15 protein-coding genes are annotated in these 15978 nt (G+C 69.8%); 9 read left to right on the top strand and 6 right to left on the bottom strand.

The features are described 5' to 3' along the window. Positions 1 to 188 precede the first annotated feature (188 nt). Positions 189 to 2408: a HelD family protein gene (locus tag ACLQ27_RS28565; RefSeq protein WP_425869729.1), complete on the top strand. Its 2220-nt coding sequence runs from the start codon at positions 189 to 191 to the stop codon at positions 2406 to 2408. Positions 2409 to 2460: 52 nt separating this feature from the next. On the opposite strand, the gene ACLQ27_RS28560 is transcribed toward ACLQ27_RS28565, so the two are convergent. Continuing rightward, entirely contained in the window at positions 2461 to 2880 is a 420-nt protein-coding gene (locus tag ACLQ27_RS28560) for a hypothetical protein (RefSeq protein WP_234581643.1), read from the bottom strand. Positions 2881 to 3285: 405 nt separating this feature from the next. On the opposite strand from ACLQ27_RS28560, the gene ACLQ27_RS28555 reads away from it, so the two are divergent. Then, positions 3286 to 3567, top strand: a complete 282-nt coding sequence (locus ACLQ27_RS28555; RefSeq protein ID WP_425869727.1) for a hypothetical protein — start codon at positions 3286 to 3288, stop codon at positions 3565 to 3567. A 65-nt stretch (positions 3568 to 3632) separates the two neighbouring features. On the opposite strand, the gene ACLQ27_RS28550 is transcribed toward ACLQ27_RS28555, so the two are convergent. The 3 genes from ACLQ27_RS28550 to ACLQ27_RS28540 all read right to left on the bottom strand — a co-directional run bounded on the left by ACLQ27_RS28550 (position 3633) and on the right by ACLQ27_RS28540 (position 6042). Further along, positions 3633 to 4595: a sporulation protein gene (locus ACLQ27_RS28550; protein ID WP_234581641.1), complete on the bottom strand. Its 963-nt coding sequence runs from the start codon at positions 4593 to 4595 to the stop codon at positions 3633 to 3635. 356 nt (positions 4596 to 4951) lie between these two features. Continuing rightward, complete coding sequence (locus tag ACLQ27_RS28545; protein WP_234581638.1) at positions 4952 to 5173, bottom strand: DUF397 domain-containing protein; 222 nt, start codon at positions 5171 to 5173, stop codon at positions 4952 to 4954. Continuing rightward, a complete protein-coding gene (locus ACLQ27_RS28540) occupies positions 5170 to 6042 on the bottom strand; it encodes a helix-turn-helix domain-containing protein (RefSeq protein ID WP_425869600.1) in 873 nt (290 codons plus the stop codon). The genes ACLQ27_RS28545 and ACLQ27_RS28540 overlap by 4 nt, the downstream gene beginning before the upstream one ends. A 328-nt stretch (positions 6043 to 6370) precedes the next feature. Here ACLQ27_RS28540 and ACLQ27_RS28535 point away from each other — a divergent pair, with 328 nt between their 5' ends. After that, the gene (locus ACLQ27_RS28535) at positions 6371 to 6619 is read left to right on the top strand and encodes a DivIVA domain-containing protein (RefSeq protein ID WP_425869598.1); all 249 of its coding nucleotides are present in this window, start codon (positions 6371 to 6373) and stop codon (positions 6617 to 6619) included. 44 nt (positions 6620 to 6663) lie between these two features. Next, positions 6664 to 6939 (top strand): hypothetical protein, encoded by a 276-nt coding sequence (locus tag ACLQ27_RS28530; RefSeq protein ID WP_357575599.1) that lies wholly within the window; start codon positions 6664 to 6666, stop codon positions 6937 to 6939. A 104-nt stretch (positions 6940 to 7043) separates the two neighbouring features. Here ACLQ27_RS28530 and ACLQ27_RS28525 read toward each other — a convergent pair whose 3' ends face one another. Together ACLQ27_RS28525 and ACLQ27_RS28520 are read right to left on the bottom strand one after the other, a co-directional pair. Next, complete coding sequence (locus tag ACLQ27_RS28525; RefSeq protein WP_357495597.1) at positions 7044 to 7817, bottom strand: DeoR/GlpR family DNA-binding transcription regulator; 774 nt, start codon at positions 7815 to 7817, stop codon at positions 7044 to 7046. A 37-nt stretch (positions 7818 to 7854) separates the two neighbouring features. Beyond that, positions 7855 to 9846, bottom strand: coding sequence for a beta-galactosidase (locus ACLQ27_RS28520; RefSeq protein WP_425869595.1), 1992 nt, complete (start codon positions 9844 to 9846; stop codon positions 7855 to 7857). A gap of 281 nt (positions 9847 to 10127) precedes the next feature. Here ACLQ27_RS28520 and ACLQ27_RS28515 point away from each other — a divergent pair, with 281 nt between their 5' ends. From ACLQ27_RS28515 to ACLQ27_RS28495, 5 genes are all read left to right on the top strand, one after another. Next, positions 10128 to 11459: an ABC transporter substrate-binding protein gene (locus ACLQ27_RS28515; RefSeq protein WP_357495601.1), complete on the top strand. Its 1332-nt coding sequence runs from the start codon at positions 10128 to 10130 to the stop codon at positions 11457 to 11459. Between the two features lie 21 nt (positions 11460 to 11480). After that, on the top strand, positions 11481 to 12437 hold the full coding sequence (locus tag ACLQ27_RS28510) for a carbohydrate ABC transporter permease (protein WP_357495603.1): 957 nt from the start codon (positions 11481 to 11483) through the stop codon (positions 12435 to 12437). Next, positions 12434 to 13348 carry a carbohydrate ABC transporter permease gene (locus ACLQ27_RS28505; protein WP_357495605.1) on the top strand — a complete coding sequence of 305 codons (915 nt, stop codon included), beginning with the start codon at positions 12434 to 12436 and terminating at the stop codon, positions 13346 to 13348. The genes ACLQ27_RS28510 and ACLQ27_RS28505 overlap by 4 nt, the downstream gene beginning before the upstream one ends. Then, positions 13345 to 15480, top strand: a complete 2136-nt coding sequence (locus tag ACLQ27_RS28500) for an alpha-galactosidase (protein WP_425869592.1) — start codon at positions 13345 to 13347, stop codon at positions 15478 to 15480. The genes ACLQ27_RS28505 and ACLQ27_RS28500 overlap by 4 nt, the downstream gene beginning before the upstream one ends. A 93-nt stretch (positions 15481 to 15573) precedes the next feature. After that, complete coding sequence (locus ACLQ27_RS28495; protein ID WP_425869591.1) at positions 15574 to 15975, top strand: YciI family protein; 402 nt, start codon at positions 15574 to 15576, stop codon at positions 15973 to 15975. Positions 15976 to 15978: the final 3 nt, after the last annotated feature.

Raw genomic sequence — 15978 nt, 5'->3', positions numbered from 1 at the left:
CGGTCGGCTTGGTGACAGCCGCCGGGCCGCGCTATCTTCAACAATTCGAGGGCACAAAAAAGAACGGCATAAAAGCCGTTCCTGCAGAGCATTCTAATCTTTAGGGAGACGGCTTGTCAAGGCACTCCGGCGGTACCGGTGAATTGCCGCTCGACGACGAGATCGGCCGCGAGCAGGAGTACGTCTCGATGCTCTACGACCGGCTGGACGGGCTGCGTGAGCAGGCCGCCCACCGGCTCACCGCCGAGCTGCGCAACACCGGCGGCACCCTGCAGGACCGCTCCCAGCGCGACAGCTCCGTGGCGATGTACGCCGACCAGGTGGAGCAGTTCTCCGCCGTGGAGAATGGTCTCTGCTTCGGTCGGCTCGACGGCGACGACGACTCCCGCCGATACATCGGCCGAATCGGGATCTTCGACACCAGCGGTGACTACGACCCGCTGCTGATGGACTGGCGGGCCCCCGCCGCACGTCCCTTCTACCTCGCCACCGCCGCCAACCCGCAGGGCGTACGCCGGCGGCGGCACCTGCGCACCCGCCAGCGCAAGGTGACCGGGCTCAACGACGAGGTGCTCGACATCGACAGCGCCTCGCCCGGCGGGCACGAGGAGCTGACCGGTGAGGCGTCGTTGCTGGCCGCCCTCAACGCCGGTCGGACCGGCCGGATGCGCGACATCGTGGAGACCATCCAGGCCGAGCAGGACCAGATCATCCGCGCCGACCTGCCCGGCGTCATGGTGGTCCAGGGCGGCCCCGGCACCGGCAAGACGGCTGTCGCGCTGCACCGGGCGGCGTACCTTCTCTACACACACCGGCGGGAGCTGTCCAGCCGGGGTGTGCTGCTGGTCGGCCCGAACGCGACGTTCCTGCGCTACATCTCCCAGGTGTTGCCCACACTGGCCGAGACGGGCGTGCTGCTGCGTACCCAGGGTGATCTGTTTCCCGGGGTGAGCGCCCAGCGCGTCGAGCCGGCCGAGACCGCGGCGCTCAAGGGCCGCGCTGTGCTCGCCGAGGTGCTGGCGCTGGCCGTTCGGGACCGGCAGTGGGTGCCGGACGAGCCGCTGGAGATCGAGGTGGAGCGCGAGGTGCTGACCCTCGACCCGGAGACGGTGCGCGCCGCCCGGGACCGGGTGCGCCGCACCGACCGGCCGCACAACCTGGCCCGGGCGCTGTTCGACGTGGAGATCGTGCACGCGCTCGCCGACCAGGTGGCCGAGCGGATCGGCGCCGACCCGCTGGGCGGGGACAACCTGCTCGACGAGGCCGACCGCGCCGAGATCCGCCGCGAGCTGCGCGAGGAGACGGAGATTCAGGCCGCCCTCGACCGGCTGTGGCCGGTGCTCACCCCCCAGCGCCTGCTCGCCGACCTGTATGCGGACCCGGACCGGATCGCCGCCGCCGCGCCGATGCTCACCGACGGCGAGCGGGCCCGGCTGCATCGCGAACCGGGCGGTTGGACGCCCGCCGACGTGCCGCTGCTGGACGAGGCCGCCGAGCTGCTCGGTGAGGACGAGCGGGCGGCCGCGGCCCGCCGGGACCGCATCCGCATGATGGAACGGGAGTACGCCGAGGGCGTTCTGGAGATCGCCCGGGGTTCCCGCTCGATCGACGTCGAGGACGAGGCCGAGGGCGGTGAGATCCTCGGCGTGACCGACCTGATCGACGCCGACCGCCTGCTGGAGCGGCAGGAGGAGGCCGACCGGCTGACCACCGCGCAGCGCGCCGCCGCCGACCGGACCTGGGCGTTCGGGCACGTGATCGTGGACGAGGCGCAGGAGTTGTCGCCGATGGCGTGGCGGCTGCTGATGCGCCGCTGCCCGAGCCGGTCGATGACGATCGTCGGGGACGTGGCGCAGACCGGCGCGCTCGCCGGCACGCCCTCCTGGGCCGATGCCCTCGCCCCCTACGTGGCGCGGCGCTGGCGGCTGACCGAGCTGACGGTCAGCTACCGCACGCCGGCCGAGATCATGGCGGTCGCCGCCGACGTGCTGGCCGAGATCGACCCGGCGCTGCGGCCACCGCGCTCGGTGCGCGAGAGCGGCGTACCACCGTGGGACCGGGCGGTGCCCGACGAGCAGCTGCCCGCGGAGCTGGTGTCGGCGGCGACGCGCGAGGCCGCCGGGCTGACCGACGGGCGGCTCGGCGTCATCGTGCCGGCCAGCCGGGTGGACGCGCTCGGCGCGGCGTTGACCGCCGCGCTGCCGGAGGCCACCGTGGGCGAGCACCCGGAGCTGGAGAGCCGGGTGGTCGTGCTGACTGTCGCGCAGGCCAAGGGGCTGGAGTTCGACTCGGTGCTGGTGGTCGACCCGGACCGGATGGTGGCGGAGTCGCCGCGCGGGCTTAGCGACCTGTACGTCGCGCTCACCCGGGCCACCCAGCGCCTGGGCGTCCTACGCCCCTGCCGCTGACCGACGGCACCCCCGCCGACCGGCCGGTCGGCGGGGGCGGGCTCACCGTCGGTCAATCGGTCGAGCGGTCCCGGATGGACTTGCTCGGCCCGGTGGCGGACGTGGACTGGTCGCTGGTGCCGCCACCCATCGGGGTGCTCAGACCGCCGGTGGTGGCGTCCCCGGTCGTCGTCGGGGCCACCTTGCCGGGGTGCCGCTCCGGCTGGCGGGCCACCCGTCGCACGCTCGCCGGGCCGGCCGTGCCACCGGTGGTGGTCACCGCGCCCTGTCCGCCGACGGGGCCACCGTCGCGCAGCACCTGCGGATCGATCCGCTCGTGCGCCGGGTCCATGGGGTCCACCCGCTGGATCTCGCTCTCGATGTCGGTACGGGGCAGTGTCACCTCGTCGACGGCACCCTTGCCGTACACACTGTCGGTGATCCGGTCCTCGGCCCGCCGGGCGGCCTCCTGCCGCATGTCGTCCTCACGCACGTTCATCACCTCGCAGAAGCTGTGGAACTGACGGCGTGCCCGGTCGCCGGTCGGCCAAACCCGCAGCGCCGCGTGCCGAGGGGGAAACGGACATCCGCCCCGACCGGTCGTGAACCGCCCGCGCCGTGCGGGTCGCGCCGGCGCCGTCGTCGGCCCGGCCGCTGTCGATTCTTTTCCGGCCGAGGGAGTGTTACCTGGTCCCGGGCCTCGGGTAGTCGGGGGGTGTCCCCGCCGTGAAAGCGAACCGTGCCGTGACCGAAACGCGGTAGCGGGGCGAGGGAATGCAGGTACGACTCATCGCATCCTGAGGAGGACCAGATGAGCACGCAGGCTGCTTCCACCCGGCCGATGAACCGGCCCATGAACGACCCGCAGAACCCCGCCATGATGCGGGACACGCAGCAGATGCCGGCAATGCGCGACGGGCACCGAGACCCGATGCCGTCGCCGGGCACGGAGACCAAGCAGGCGTTCCTGACGACGGAATTCTGGGTCTACGCCGCCGCTGTCGCGCTCGTGGTGATCGCCGCGTTCTGGCGGGGCGCCGCCACCAACGGGTTGAACATCAACAACCCGAACCAGGCATGGTGGTATCTGACCATCCTGACCGGTGGTTACCTGGTCAGCCGTGGTCTGTCGAAGGCCGGCTCCGCCCGCCGGTCCGGCAAGGAGCGGAGCATGCGCTGACGCCTCCTGCGTGAACGGTGGCCTCCGGGAGAATCTCCCGGAGGCCACCGTCGTCTGTGGAGCCGTTACTCGTCGCCGCCGAAGTCGCCGAAGTCGCCCTCGAACGCGTCCTCGATCATCTCGCCGGCGATCATGCCGCCGGCGACGCCGAGCGCCGCGCCGGCGACCATGCCGCCCACGCCCATGCCGCCACGGCCGTGACCGTGGCCCGGACCGTAGCCGTGACCGTGGCCGTACTGCGAGCGCAGGCTGCCGTAGCGGGACGTGGTCTCGCGCAGCCAACCGTCGACGACCTGCGCCCAGTCGACGCGGTCGACGTCGGCGTGGGACACCTGGTAGCGGCCGAAGGCGTCGTGCCCGGCGCTGAGGAAGCCGCCGCGCTTGTCACACTCCAGGATCACCTCGACGCCGCGCTGGCTCGTCACGAAGGTCAGCTCGACCTCGTTGATGGTGCGCGCGTACTGCGGGGACGCGAAGAACTCGATCTCCTGGTAGAACGGCAGCGTCTGCTGCACGCCCCGGATGTGACCGCGCTCCAGGTCGGCGTGCTTGAACCGGAAACCGAGCCGCTGGAACGCCTCCAGGATCCGCTCGTGCACCGGCAGCGGGTGCACCGCCACGTGGTCCAGGTCGGTCTTGTCGACGGCGCGGGCCACCGACAGCTCCGTGCGCAGGCCCATCGTCATGCCGTGCAGGCGCTGGCCGTACACGTCGGTGATCGGGGTTTCCCACGGCACCGGGAGCTGGAACGGGATCGACAGCTCCTGCTTGGGCGCGAGCTGGAACGCGCCGCTCACGGCCATCCGGTGGAACTCCATGGTGCCGGCGTACTCCGTGTCGTGGCCCTCGACCTCGACCCGCGTGACGAGGCCGATCACCACCTGTTCGATGGCCGCCGGGCTGTCACCGCCGACAAGGTTGACCTGACCGTCGAGGGTCAGGCCGGGCCGGGTGTTGGGGTTGGTCAGCACGGTGTCCACACTGGGACCACCCACACCGAACGCGCTCAACATCTTCTTGAAGACCATCGAAAACTCCTGTGTTGGAGTCGGACGTTGACTCGAAGGGCACCCTATCCAGCACCCCTGTGAGGTGGCTGTGAGCGTGCCACCCGCCCGCGCGCGCCCCCGCCCGCCCGCCCCGCCCGCCCCGCCCGCCCGCCCGCCCGGCATCGTTGATCATGGAGTCGTGGTGGGGACCAAAGGTCCGTGAGTTACCGAACCGGGCACCACATGTCCATGATCGACAAACCGTGCGCTTTTCACGGCCAGGATGGTGCCGGCCGGTCAGGGCATGCCGCCAGCGACTTTTGATCGACTCGACATCGCCGATGTCGGGGTATCAACGCGACCGGGACACCCCGATATCGGCGATGTCGAGTCGATCACGGCTCGGCGCGGCCGAACGTGCCGTCTTTGACCCCATTGACGAAGGCAGTCCAGTCGCTGACGCCGTAGACGAGGGTCGCCGCCGCGCGGTTCTTGCTGTCGCGCACCGCCACCCGACCAGAACCGTCGAGAACAGGCCCCGCCTCGACGCAGTTGCCGCCGTTGTCCGGGCTCCTGGTACTGATGCGCCAGGCGACATCAGGCGTGGACTCGCTCATGACAGCTCCTCCGCGAGTGCTGTGATCAGCTTCGCCGACTCAGTCGCACTGAGTGCGGCCTCCCGGAGGCGATCGTACGCGCGGACGTAGCGCGAGGCATTGCCCGATTCCAGGAAGAGCCGTCCACCGAGGGTTTCGGCATGGGCGACGTCTGAGTAGGGAGAAGGCATCCTGAAGAGCCAGAAGGTGCCGTCTAGGCCCGCGTGCAGCCCGAGGGTCAGCGGAAGAACACGGATCTCGACGGTCGGCTTGACGGCGGCGCGCGCCAGGTGGACCAGTTGAGCAGCCATGACGCTCCTACTCATGACGGGACGCCGCAGGGCCGTCTCCTCAATGATCACGGCGAGTCTCATCGGTGAAGGACCATCCAGCAGCAGCTGCCGATCCATCCGCAGTTGGACCCACCTGCGGATCTCGACCTCGCTCGCGGAACTGGGCTCGGCATTCCTGATGACCGCCTCGGCGTAATCGCGCGTCTGAAGCAGACCGGGTATCAGATGCGCCGCGTAGGTACAGACCTCATCTGCTCTCGATTCCAACCACGGGAAGTCAATGAACGAGTTGTCGTAGATCGTCTTGTCGAAGCCGTTGTCCCAGCGGTCGACGCGCCAGGCGTCCTGCGCGAGCTGGATGAGCCGCTCCCGTTCTCGCTCGTCGTAGACGCCGTAAAGGTCCAGCAAAGCCACGACGAGATCTCTCCGGAAGGGCCATTCCGCTCTCTCGTAGCGAGCCAGCGACGAGAAGTCACGCTCAAGATACTGCGCGACGTACTTGAGGGTGAGCCCACGCTTCTCGCGCAGCTCACGCATCTGCTGGCCCAGCCATTGGGCACGCAGGGTTCGAACGAACGGCTCTCTGTTCGCGGCCATGCTCACCTCTCCAGGGCACCCAAAGAAGGATTCCGTTGGTGTCGTTGCACCAATGCCGGGGCCACTGGAAACGTGGCCTGCGGGTGAGGGTGATCGCCGGCCCCCGGGGAAGCCCGGTGCAAACACGGCAACCGCGGCTGTGCCAACAGCCGAGAAGGTGACGAGAGGCGGCGCCGCGAGTGGCAGTCGCATACCGGCTCTCGTCGGGTCTCAACTAGAGCGTCGGGATGTGCGAATCCCGGCTCCGAACCGACTTCGACGAATACCTACCACGAAAAGGGCGCTCTCGCGACCCCGACGCACCATCGACAGACGACAGAGGTGACCGATGACCAGAGGCACGCGCCACGACGGCGGCCGGCTGCATCCGCGGCACGTACGCGACCACCAGTTCGCCACCGTCGGCTTCGGCCGCAGGGGCCTCGACCCTCGTGAGGTGCGGCGGTTCCTGCATCGCGTCGCTCTCGACCTGACGGCACTGCACCACGATCTGGCGCTGCTGAGCGAGGAGAATGCGCGGGTCAAGCGGGCGCTGCGTGCCCGGCACAGCGCCTGGCCGGAGAGGCGTCAGTGGTGATCCCACCGGACCGGATCTTCGTGCCGCTGCCTCGGGCCGTCGTGCTGGCCTTCACCGAGCCGGCCGAGCCACCGCCCCGACACGTTATCCACCTGCCGGTGGCGGTGGCCGACCTGGCCGAGGCGCTGGACCTGGCCCGTTGGCTCGCCCGTGCGCTGACCTCGACACCGCAGGTCGACGTCGCCGGGGCCACCGTGTCGGCCGAGGACGCGCAGCACGTACGACATTGGGTCTTCTGCGACCGGATCATGCCTGATCGCCGCCGGTGTGGGCGGCAGGCGGACCACGACGGACCCTGCCTTCCCGTCGGCGGCCCCTAGCCGCCCTGCCAGCCGGTGACCGGGTGATCCACTCGTGTTCCTGGAAGGCGGGGTGTCCCGCCGAAGAGGACACCCCGATTTCCAGGAAGCCGAGTGGATCACGGTCACGTCTCCACGACGACCAGTTCGCCGACCTGTTCGCCGATCGTGGTGCGGGCCTCGGGGGGTATCCCGACGTCGGTGATCAGCACGTCGGCCGCCTCCAGCGGGGCGATGGTGGCGATGCCGATCGTCTCCCACTTGGTGTGGTCGGCGAGCACCACGAGCCGGCGGGCCGCGCCGATCAGGCACCTGTTGACGCCGGCCTCCAGCAGGTTCGGCGTGGTGAAGCCGGTACGCGGGCTGAGCCCGTGCACACCCAGGAACAGCAGGTCGACGTTGAGCGCGCTGATCGCCGCCTCGGCCACCGGACCGGTCAGCGCGTCCGACGGGGTACGGATGCCGCCGGTCAACACGACAGTCTGGTCGGCACGCGGGTTCTGGTAGAGCGCGTCGGCCACCGGGATCGAGTTGGTCACCACTGTCAGTCCGTGCACATCGGAGAGCAGGGTGGCCAGCGCGGCGGTGGTCGTCCCGGCGGACAGCGCGATGGCCATCCCCGGCTCCACCATCGTTGCCGCCCGCTCGGCGATGGCCCGCTTCTCCGTCTGCTGGCGGATCGATTTCGCGGCGAACCCGGGCTCCTCGGCCGAGCCCGGCCCGGCGAGGGTCGCGCCGCCGTGGACCTTGTCCACCAGACCGCGCTCGGCCAGCACCTCCAGGTCGCGCCGGATCGTCATGTCGGACACGCCGAACCGGCTGACCAGGTGGCTCACCCGTACGCCGCCACGCTGGCGGATCAGATCGAGGATGGCGGTCTGCCGCTGCTGGGCCAGCATCTGGGGAACCTCCTTCGCATCGTGGGTGTCGCCCAAGTCAGGCCCGGTCCTCACGGACCACGGCAACCTCGCCGGCCGGCACTGTCAGCTCACCCGCACACCGCGTCCCGGTCAACAGCTCGGCGCCGCTTGCCGCGACGCGTACCTCGGTATCGGTGTGGTTGATCGCGAACAGCCAGCTCCGCTCGCCGTCACGTCGTCGTACCACCTCCACCCCGGTCGGCGCCTGCGCCACCGGACGGACCCCGGCCTCGTCGAGCAGCCGGGCGACGAGCCGGTCGGTGGCCGGCTCGTCCAGCCGGGTGCCGACGTACCAGGCGGCGCCCGCGCCGACCGGCCGCCGGGTCAGCGCCGGCACGCCCGGCAGAGGCCCGTCGGTGTACGACGCCAGCACCTCGGCGTCCTCGGCGTGCAGCCATTCGGTCCACACGTCTGCGGTGCTGCCGTCGTCGAGCCGGACCCGCTCGCCCTCGCGCAGCGGGAAGAACTCCTCGGTCCGTACGCCCAGCAGGTCCCGGAAGGCCCCGGGGTACCCGCCCAGCCGGATGTGGTCGTTGGGGTCCACGATGCCGCTGAAGTAGGTGACGGCCGCCGTGCCACCGCCCTCGACGAACCGGTGCAGCGCCTCGGTGTCGGCGTCGCGGACCAGGTAGAGGGTGGCCACCAGCACCAGACGGTAGCCGCTGAGGTCGGCCGACGGGTGGACGATGTCAGCTGTCACGCCGGCCCGCCACAGCGCGCCGTAGAGGGCGTTGATCCGGTCGGCGTAGGTGACGTCGGCGCTGGGGTGCGAATCCAGCTCGACCGCCCACCACGCTTCCCAGTCGAACAGGATCGCCACGTCGGCGTCCACGCGGCTGCCGCGGATCTCGGCCAGCGCTTTCAGGTCCGCGCCGAGCTGGCTGACCTCGCGGAACACCTTGGTGTCCGGGCCGGCGTGCGGCAGCAGCGCGGAGTGGAACTTCTCCGCGCCGGCCCGGGAGGCCCGCCATTGGAAGAACAGCACCCCGTCGGCGCCGCGGGCGACGTGCGCCAGGCTGTTGCGGCGCAGTTGGCCGGCCAGCTTGGCCACGTTGCGCGGCTGCCAGTTGACCGCGCTGGTGGAGTGCTCCATGAGCAGCCACGGGTCACCGCCGGCGACGCCCCGGGTGTGGTCGGCGGCGAAGGCCAGCCCGAGGTGCGCCTGCGGGTTGGCGGCGGTCAGGTAATGGTCGTTGGACACCAGGTCCACATCGGACGCCCAGGAGTGGTAGTCCATGTGCTTGACGCCCATGCCGATCATGAAGTTGGTGGTGATCGGCTGGCGGACCACTGCCGCCAGCACCTCGCGTTCGGCGCGCAGTTGGGCGCGCTGCTCGTCGGAGGAGAAGCGCAGGAAGTCGAGCTGCTGCGTGGGGTTGGCGAAGGTCGGCGCGGTGCGCGGCGGGTTGATCTCTGCCCAGTCGCCGTAACGCTGGCTCCAGAAGGCCGTGCCCCAGGCGTCGTTGAGCCGGTCCAGGTCGCCGTATCGCTCCCGCAGCCACCCCCGGAACGCCTCGGCGCTGACGTCGCAGTAGCAGTGCACGTTGTGGCAGCCCAGCTCGTTCGAGATGTGCCACATGACCACTGCGGGATGCTCGGCGTAGCGGCCGGCGACCGCCCGCACCAGCTCCAGGGAGTGCTCGCGGAACACCGGGGAGCTGGGGCAGTACGCCTGCCGCCCACCCGGCCAGAGGATCGCGCCATCGGCCCGGCGAGGCAGCGTCTCCGGGTGCGCGCGGGCCAGCCAGGGTGGCGGGCTGGCGGTGGCGGTGGCCAGGTCGACCTGGATGCCACCGTCGTGCAGCAGATCCAGGACCCGGTCCAGCCAGCCGAACTCGAACCGGCCCGGGGCGGGCTGCAGCAGGGCCCAGGAGAAGATGCCGACGGAGACCAGGTTGACCCCGGCCCGGCGCATCAGCTCGATGTCCTCCGACCAGGTCTGCTCGGGCCACTGCTCGGGGTTGTAGTCGCCGCCGAAATAGATGCCGTTCCCCTGCCATCGCCGCATGACAGCTGAGGGTGCACCCGCCGCCGCACGGAAGTCAACAGGTTCCAACATCGACTTCGTTTCCAACGTTTACCACGTAACAGCCGTATCACGACTGGGTTATCGGAGGCGAACAGACCTCTTGACAGCGGCCTATGGAGGGGTAGCTTGAGGCCCCACTGGCCGATCGTGTTCGCCAATGTGGATTCTCGGTGGATCACGATGTGTATTCACAAGGTCGGACCGCTCTTCACCTCTGACGGCCCTTGGGCGTAGCACCTCTTCATCCGCAGGAGGCACAGATGTCCCGTCCCCGATCCCAAGCCGAGTATCTGGCTCGGCTCGTACCGCCCTCCGTCGCCGGCATCAACCGACGGTCACTGCTGGCCGGCGCGGCCGGCACGGGCGCGCTGCTCGGCACCGGCCTGCTCGCCGGCTGCGGCGACGACGACTCCGGCTCCGGCGGGTCCAGCAAGGACGTCACGCTCGGGTCCAACCAGTCCGACCCGAAGCCCAAGGACGTCCTCGCCAAGGTCACCGACGGGTTCAAGACCTCGTCCGGCGTGCAGGTCGCGACCAACACGGTCGACCACAACACGTTCCAGGAGAACATCAACAACTACCTCCAGGGCAAGCCGGACGACGTCTTCACCTGGTTCGCCGGCTACCGGATGCGCTTCTTCGCGCAGAAGGGCCTGGCCAGCGACATCAGCGACGTGTGGGGCAAGCTCTCCGGCTACTCCGATGCCTTCAAGAAGGCGTCCACCGGGGACGACGGCAAGCAGTACTTCGTCCCCGCGACGTACTACCCGTGGGCCGTCTTCTACCGCAAGTCGGTGTGGCAGCAGCACGGCTACCAGGTGCCCACCACACTGGACCAGTTCACCGCGCTCGGCGCGCAGATGAAGAAGGACGGCCTCACCCCGATCGCGTTCGCCGACAAGGACGGCTGGCCGGCGATGGGCACCTTCGACATCCTCAACCTGCGGATCAACGGCTACCAGTTCCACGTCGACCTGATGGCCGGCAAGGAGGCCTGGACCTCCGACAAGGTCAAGAAGGTCTTCGACACCTGGGCCGGCCTGCTCCCCCTGCACCAGCCGGACAGCCTCGGCCGCACCTGGCAGGAGGCCGCACAGTCGTTGCAGCAGAAGAAGAGCGGCATGTACCTGCTCGGTCTCTTCGTCGGCCAGCAGTTCAGCAACGACGAGCAGGACGACCTCGACTTCTTCACCTTCCCCGAGATCGACCCGGCAATCGGCGCGAAGGCCCTGGACGCTCCGATCGACGGCTACATGATGGCCCGCAAGCCCAAGAACGAGGACAACGCCCGCAAGCTGCTGGAGTACTTCGGTGGCAAGGCCGCCGCGGACATCAACCTCAAGAACGACCCGGCCGTCCTCGTCGCCAACAGTGGCGCGGACGTCGGCGGCTACACGGCCCTGCAGAAGAAGGCCGCCGAGTTGGTCGGGTCGGCCACCGAGATCGCGCAGTTCCTCGACCGGGACACCCGGCCGGACTTCGCCTCCACGGTGATGATCCCGGCGATCCAGCAGTTCATCAAGAACCCCAAGGACATTGACGGTCTGACCTCGTCCATCGAGAACCAGAAGAAGTCGATCTTCACTGACTGACGGCGGAAGGGGGAGGACATCGTGTCCGACCTGCCCCTGATCCAAGCGGATCGCGCCGTGCCGCCGCCGGCCGCGACCACCTCAACGGGTGGTCGTCGCCGGCGGCTACGGCTCCTGTCCCGCACCGACCGCGTGGTCATCACGCTGATGGTGCTCGTCCCGCTGCTGCTCGTCACCGCCTTCGTCTGGCTTCCTGCGCTGGCGACAGTGGTGCTCTCCGGCACCGACTGGGACGGCATCGGCCCACTGAACGAGATCGACTTCGTCGGCGCCCGCAACTACAGCGACGTCGTGAACATCTACCCGCCGTTCGTGCCGGCGATCCAGCACAACCTGCTCTGGCTGGCCGTGCTGTTCGTCGTCGCCACCCCGTTCGGCATGTTCCTGGCCGTGCTGCTCGACAAGGAGCTGCGCGGCAGCCGCTTCTACCAGACCGCGCTGTACCTGCCGGTGGTGCTCTCGCTGGCACTGATCGGCTTCGTCTGGCAGCTGCTCTACTCCCGCGACCAGGGTCTCATCAACGCCGTCTTCGGCAGCAACATCGACTGGTACGGCGACTCGAACGTCAACATCTGGGCGGTCATGGTCGCCTCCGGGTGGCGGCACGTCGGCTACATCATGCTGCTCTACCTCGCCGGCCTGAAGGGTGTCGACCCATCGTTGCGCGAGGCCGCCGCGGTCGACGGCGCCTCGGAGAGCCGGACGTTCTTCCGGGTCGTGTTTCCGGTGCTGCGGCCGATCAACATCATCGTGCTGGTGGTGACCGTGATCGAGTCGCTGCGCGCGTTCGACCTGGTCTGGGTCGTCAACAAGGGACGCAACGGCCTGGAGCTGATCTCGGCGCTGGTCACCCAGAACGTGGTGGGTGAGGCGAGCCGGATCGGCTTCGGCTCCGCGCTGGCGACGATCATGCTGGTCGTCTCGCTGGTCTTCATCACCATCTACCTGGCGACCGTGATGAGGGAGAACCGGGAATGAGCACCGCGACAGTGACCCGGCGTACCGAGGATGGCACGGACATCCCGGTCCGCCGCCGCAAGCTGACCCCGGCCCGGCTGCTGCTGCACGGCTTCCTCATCGTCGTGTCGCTGGCCTGGATCTTCCCGATCGCCTGGGCCGTGCTGACCTCGCTGCGCTCCTACGAGTACACGGCAGCCAACGGCTACGTCTCGTTCGGCGGCTGGACCATCGACAACTACGTCACCGCCTGGCAGACGGCGGAGTTCGGCAAGCACTTCCTCAACTCGGTCTACATCACCGTGCCGGCGGTGCTGCTGACGCTCTTCCTCGCCTCCTGCGTGGCGTTCGTCATCGCCCGGTTCAACTGGAAGATCAACCTCGTCCTGCTCGGGGTGTTCACCGCCGCCAACCTGCTGCCGCAGCAGGCGTTGCTCATCCCGCTGTTCCGGCTGTTCACCGAGGTGCCGCTGCCGGAGTTCATGAGCGACTCCGAGCTGCTCTACGACAGCTACTGGGGGCTGATCCTGATCAACGTCGCCTTCCAGTGCGGGTTCTGCGTCTTCGTGCTCAGCAACTACATGAAGGCGCTGCCCCGCGACCTGTACGAGGCGGCGATGGTCGACGGCGCCAGCGTCTGGCGACAGTACTGGCAGGTCACCATGCCGCTGTGCCGGCCGGCCCTGGCGGCGCTCGCCACCCTGGAGGTGACCTGGATCTACAACGAGTTCTTCTGGGCCACGGTCCTCATGCGCACCGGCGACAAGTTCCCGGTGACCAGCTCACTCAACAACCTGCGCGGTGAGTTCTTCACCGACAACAACCTGGTCTCGGCGGGCAGCGTGCTCGTCGCGATCCCCACCCTCGTGATCTTCTTTATGCTCCAGCGGCACTTCGTCCGGGGCCTGACCTTGGGAGCCTCAAAGGGATGACGATCCTGCACCTGCGCCGCGCGCGGACTCACCTGGTGCTCGACGCGCGCGGCCCGGGGCTGCCCCGGGTCGTGCACTGGGGTGGCGACGTCGGCGACCTCGACGCCGACGCCCTCCGGCAGCTCACCGACGCGACAGTGCCACCCGTGGTGCCGAGCAGCTTCGACGAGCCGCCCGCGCTGTCGCTCCTGCCGGAGGCCAGCGCCGGCTGGAGCGGCCGGCCGGGTCTGGCCGGTCATCGCGACGGGCGGGACTGGTCCACCGCGTTCCAGCTCGACGGTCTCGACGTCGACACGCCCTCCGACGCTCCGGCGCGGGTCACCGTGCGGGCGTCGGACCGGGCCGCCGGGCTGGGCCTGACCATCGAGATCACCCTCGACCCGTACGGCCTGCTGACCATTCGCCATCGCCTGCGCAACGACGGCGACGGCGCGTACGAGGTGCAGGGGCTGACGCCGGTGCTGCCGGTGCCGGCCGTCGCCACCGAACTACTCGACCTGACCGGCCGCTGGTGTCGGGAACGCTCGCCCCAACGCCACCCGTGGCAGCACGGCGCCTGGGTGCGCGAGGGCCGGCACGGGCGCACCGGACACGACGCCACGCTGTTGCTGGTCGCCGGCACCGCCGGGTTCGGCTTCGGCCATGGTGAGGTGTGGGCGGTGCACACCGCGTGGAGCGGCGATCACGTCACCGTCGCCGAGCGGCGTCCCACCGGCGAGTCCACCCTCGGCGGCGGCGAACTGCTGGCGCCCGGTGAGATCCGGCTCGCCCCCGGCGAGGAGTACGACACTCCCCTGCTCTACGCCGTCTGGTCCGACGTCGGGCTGGACGGGCTCAGCGACGTACTCCATGCACACCTGCGGGCCCGGCCCGGACACCCGCGTTCCCCCCGGCCGGTGACCCTCAACGTCTGGGAGGCGGTCTACTTCGACCACGACCTGGACCGGCTGCAGGCCCTCGCCGACCGGGCCGCGCACCTCGGCGTGGAACGGTTCGTGCTCGACGACGGCTGGTTCCGCGGCCGGCGCGACGACACCGCCGGGCTCGGCGACTGGTACGTCGACGAGGGCGTCTGGCCCGACGGCCTGCAACCCCTCATCGACCACGTGACCGGGCACGGCCTCCAGTTCGGCCTGTGGGTGGAGCCGGAGATGGTCAACCCCGACTCCGACCTGTTCCGCGCGCACGCGGACTGGCTGCTGGCCGTGCCGGGGCGGTTGCCGCCGGCCTGGCGCAATCAGCAGGTGCTCGACCTGGGCCGCCCGGAGGCCTACGACCACGTGCTGGAACGCCTCGACGCGCTGCTGCGCGAGCATCCCGGCATCAGCTACCTCAAGTGGGACCACAACCGGGACCTCACCGAGGCCGGGCACCACGGCCGGCCCGGGGTGCACGGGCAGACCCTCGCGGTCTACCGCCTCCTGGACGAGCTGCGCCGCCGGCATCCCGGCGTGGAGATCGAGAGCTGCTCGTCCGGCGGCGCCCGGGTGGACCTGGCCATCCTGGCCCGCACCGACCGGGTCTGGGCCAGCGACTGCAACGACGCCCTGGAACGGCTCAGCATCCAGCGCTGGACCGGTCTGCTGTTGCCACCGGAGCTGATCGGCACGCACATCGGCCCGGAACGCTCGCACACCACCCACCGCGTGCACGACCTGGGTTTCCGGGCGGCCACCGCGCTGTTCGGCCACCACGGAATCGAGTGGGACATCGCGTCGATAAGCGCCGCCGAGCAGACCGAGCTGGCCGCCTGGGTGGCACTGCACAAGCGGCTGCGCCCGCTGCTGCACGCCGGCCGGGTGGTCCGGGTCGACCACCCGGACCCGGCCGTCTGGGCGCACGGCGTGGTCGATCACGACACGACCCGGGCGGTGTACGCGGTGGCCACGCTGGCCACTTCGGTGGCGCAGACCCCGGGCGTGGTACGGCTTCCCGGCCTCGACCCGGCCCGGCGTTACCGGGTGCGGGCGGTGGCGGGCGTACCCGCACCGGCGACCATCGAACGGTCCGCGGCGCCGTGGCTGGCCTCCGGTGTCACGCTCACCGGGGCGGCACTGACCCGCGTCGGTGTGCAACTGCCCGCCCTGCACCCGGAGCAGAGCCTGGTGCTGGAGGTCGACGAGGCCGGCTAGAAATTCTTCCGCCGGAGTGTCGAGAACGGTGCGGCATGCTTCTACCTCAGGGTGAGAGCACCGACGACGGTGCGCGGACGTGAGGGGCGAACCATGAAGTACATGCTGCTGATGCAGTTCAGCGCCACCGGGACCGACTTCCCGAGCATCGACACCTGGACCCCGGACGAGGTCCGGGCCCACATCGCGTTCATGGGCGAGGTCAACGAGAAGCTCACCGCCGCCGGGGAGTGGGTCGACGCGCAGGGCCTCGGCGGCCCGCAGCAGGCGCGGATCGTACGCGCCGGCGAGGGCGGCACGCCGGTGGTCACGGAGGGGCCGTTCGCCGAGACGAAGGAGTTCCTCGCCGGCTTCTGGATCGTCGACTGCGACAGCCCGCAGCGGGCGGTGGAAGTGGCCTCGTACATCTCCACCGCGCCCGGTCCCGGTGGTCGGCCGCTGAACATGCCGATCGAGGTGCACCCGGTGATGTCCGCACCCACCGAGGAGTTGTGAGCG

The sequence above is a fragment of the Micromonospora sp. DT63 genome, assembly GCF_049841615.1.
In the GTDB taxonomy this organism is placed as follows: Bacteria; Actinomycetota; Actinomycetes; order Mycobacteriales; family Micromonosporaceae; genus Micromonospora.
The sequence above is the reverse complement of the archived record's forward strand: the minus strand, read 5'-3'. Positions and strand labels throughout refer to the sequence as shown.

What these genes read in the sequence shown, in the direction of transcription:
- ACLQ27_RS28565 (WP_425869729.1), top strand. Translation starts at nt 189, where the DNA reads ATGCTCTACGACCGGCTGGACGGGCTGCGTGAGCAGGCCGCCCACCGG.
- ACLQ27_RS28555 (WP_425869727.1), top strand. Translation starts at nt 3,286, where the DNA reads ATGCCGGCAATGCGCGACGGGCACCGAGACCCGATGCCGTCGCCGGGC.
- ACLQ27_RS28550 (WP_234581641.1), bottom strand. Translation starts at nt 4,595, where the DNA reads ATGGTCTTCAAGAAGATGTTGAGCGCGTTCGGTGTGGGTGGTCCCAGT.
- ACLQ27_RS28545 (WP_234581638.1), bottom strand. Translation starts at nt 5,173, where the DNA reads ATGAGCGAGTCCACGCCTGATGTCGCCTGGCGCATCAGTACCAGGAGC.
- ACLQ27_RS28540 (WP_425869600.1), bottom strand. Translation starts at nt 6,042, where the DNA reads ATGGCCGCGAACAGAGAGCCGTTCGTTCGAACCCTGCGTGCCCAATGG.
- ACLQ27_RS28535 (WP_425869598.1), top strand. Translation starts at nt 6,371, where the DNA reads ATGACCAGAGGCACGCGCCACGACGGCGGCCGGCTGCATCCGCGGCAC.
- ACLQ27_RS28525 (WP_357495597.1), bottom strand. Translation starts at nt 7,817, where the DNA reads ATGCTGGCCCAGCAGCGGCAGACCGCCATCCTCGATCTGATCCGCCAG.
- ACLQ27_RS28520 (WP_425869595.1), bottom strand. Translation starts at nt 9,846, where the DNA reads ATGCGGCGATGGCAGGGGAACGGCATCTATTTCGGCGGCGACTACAAC.
- ACLQ27_RS28515 (WP_357495601.1), top strand. Translation starts at nt 10,128, where the DNA reads ATGTCCCGTCCCCGATCCCAAGCCGAGTATCTGGCTCGGCTCGTACCG.
- ACLQ27_RS28505 (WP_357495605.1), top strand. Translation starts at nt 12,434, where the DNA reads ATGAGCACCGCGACAGTGACCCGGCGTACCGAGGATGGCACGGACATC.
- ACLQ27_RS28500 (WP_425869592.1), top strand. Translation starts at nt 13,345, where the DNA reads ATGACGATCCTGCACCTGCGCCGCGCGCGGACTCACCTGGTGCTCGAC.
- ACLQ27_RS28495 (WP_425869591.1), top strand. Translation starts at nt 15,574, where the DNA reads ATGAAGTACATGCTGCTGATGCAGTTCAGCGCCACCGGGACCGACTTC.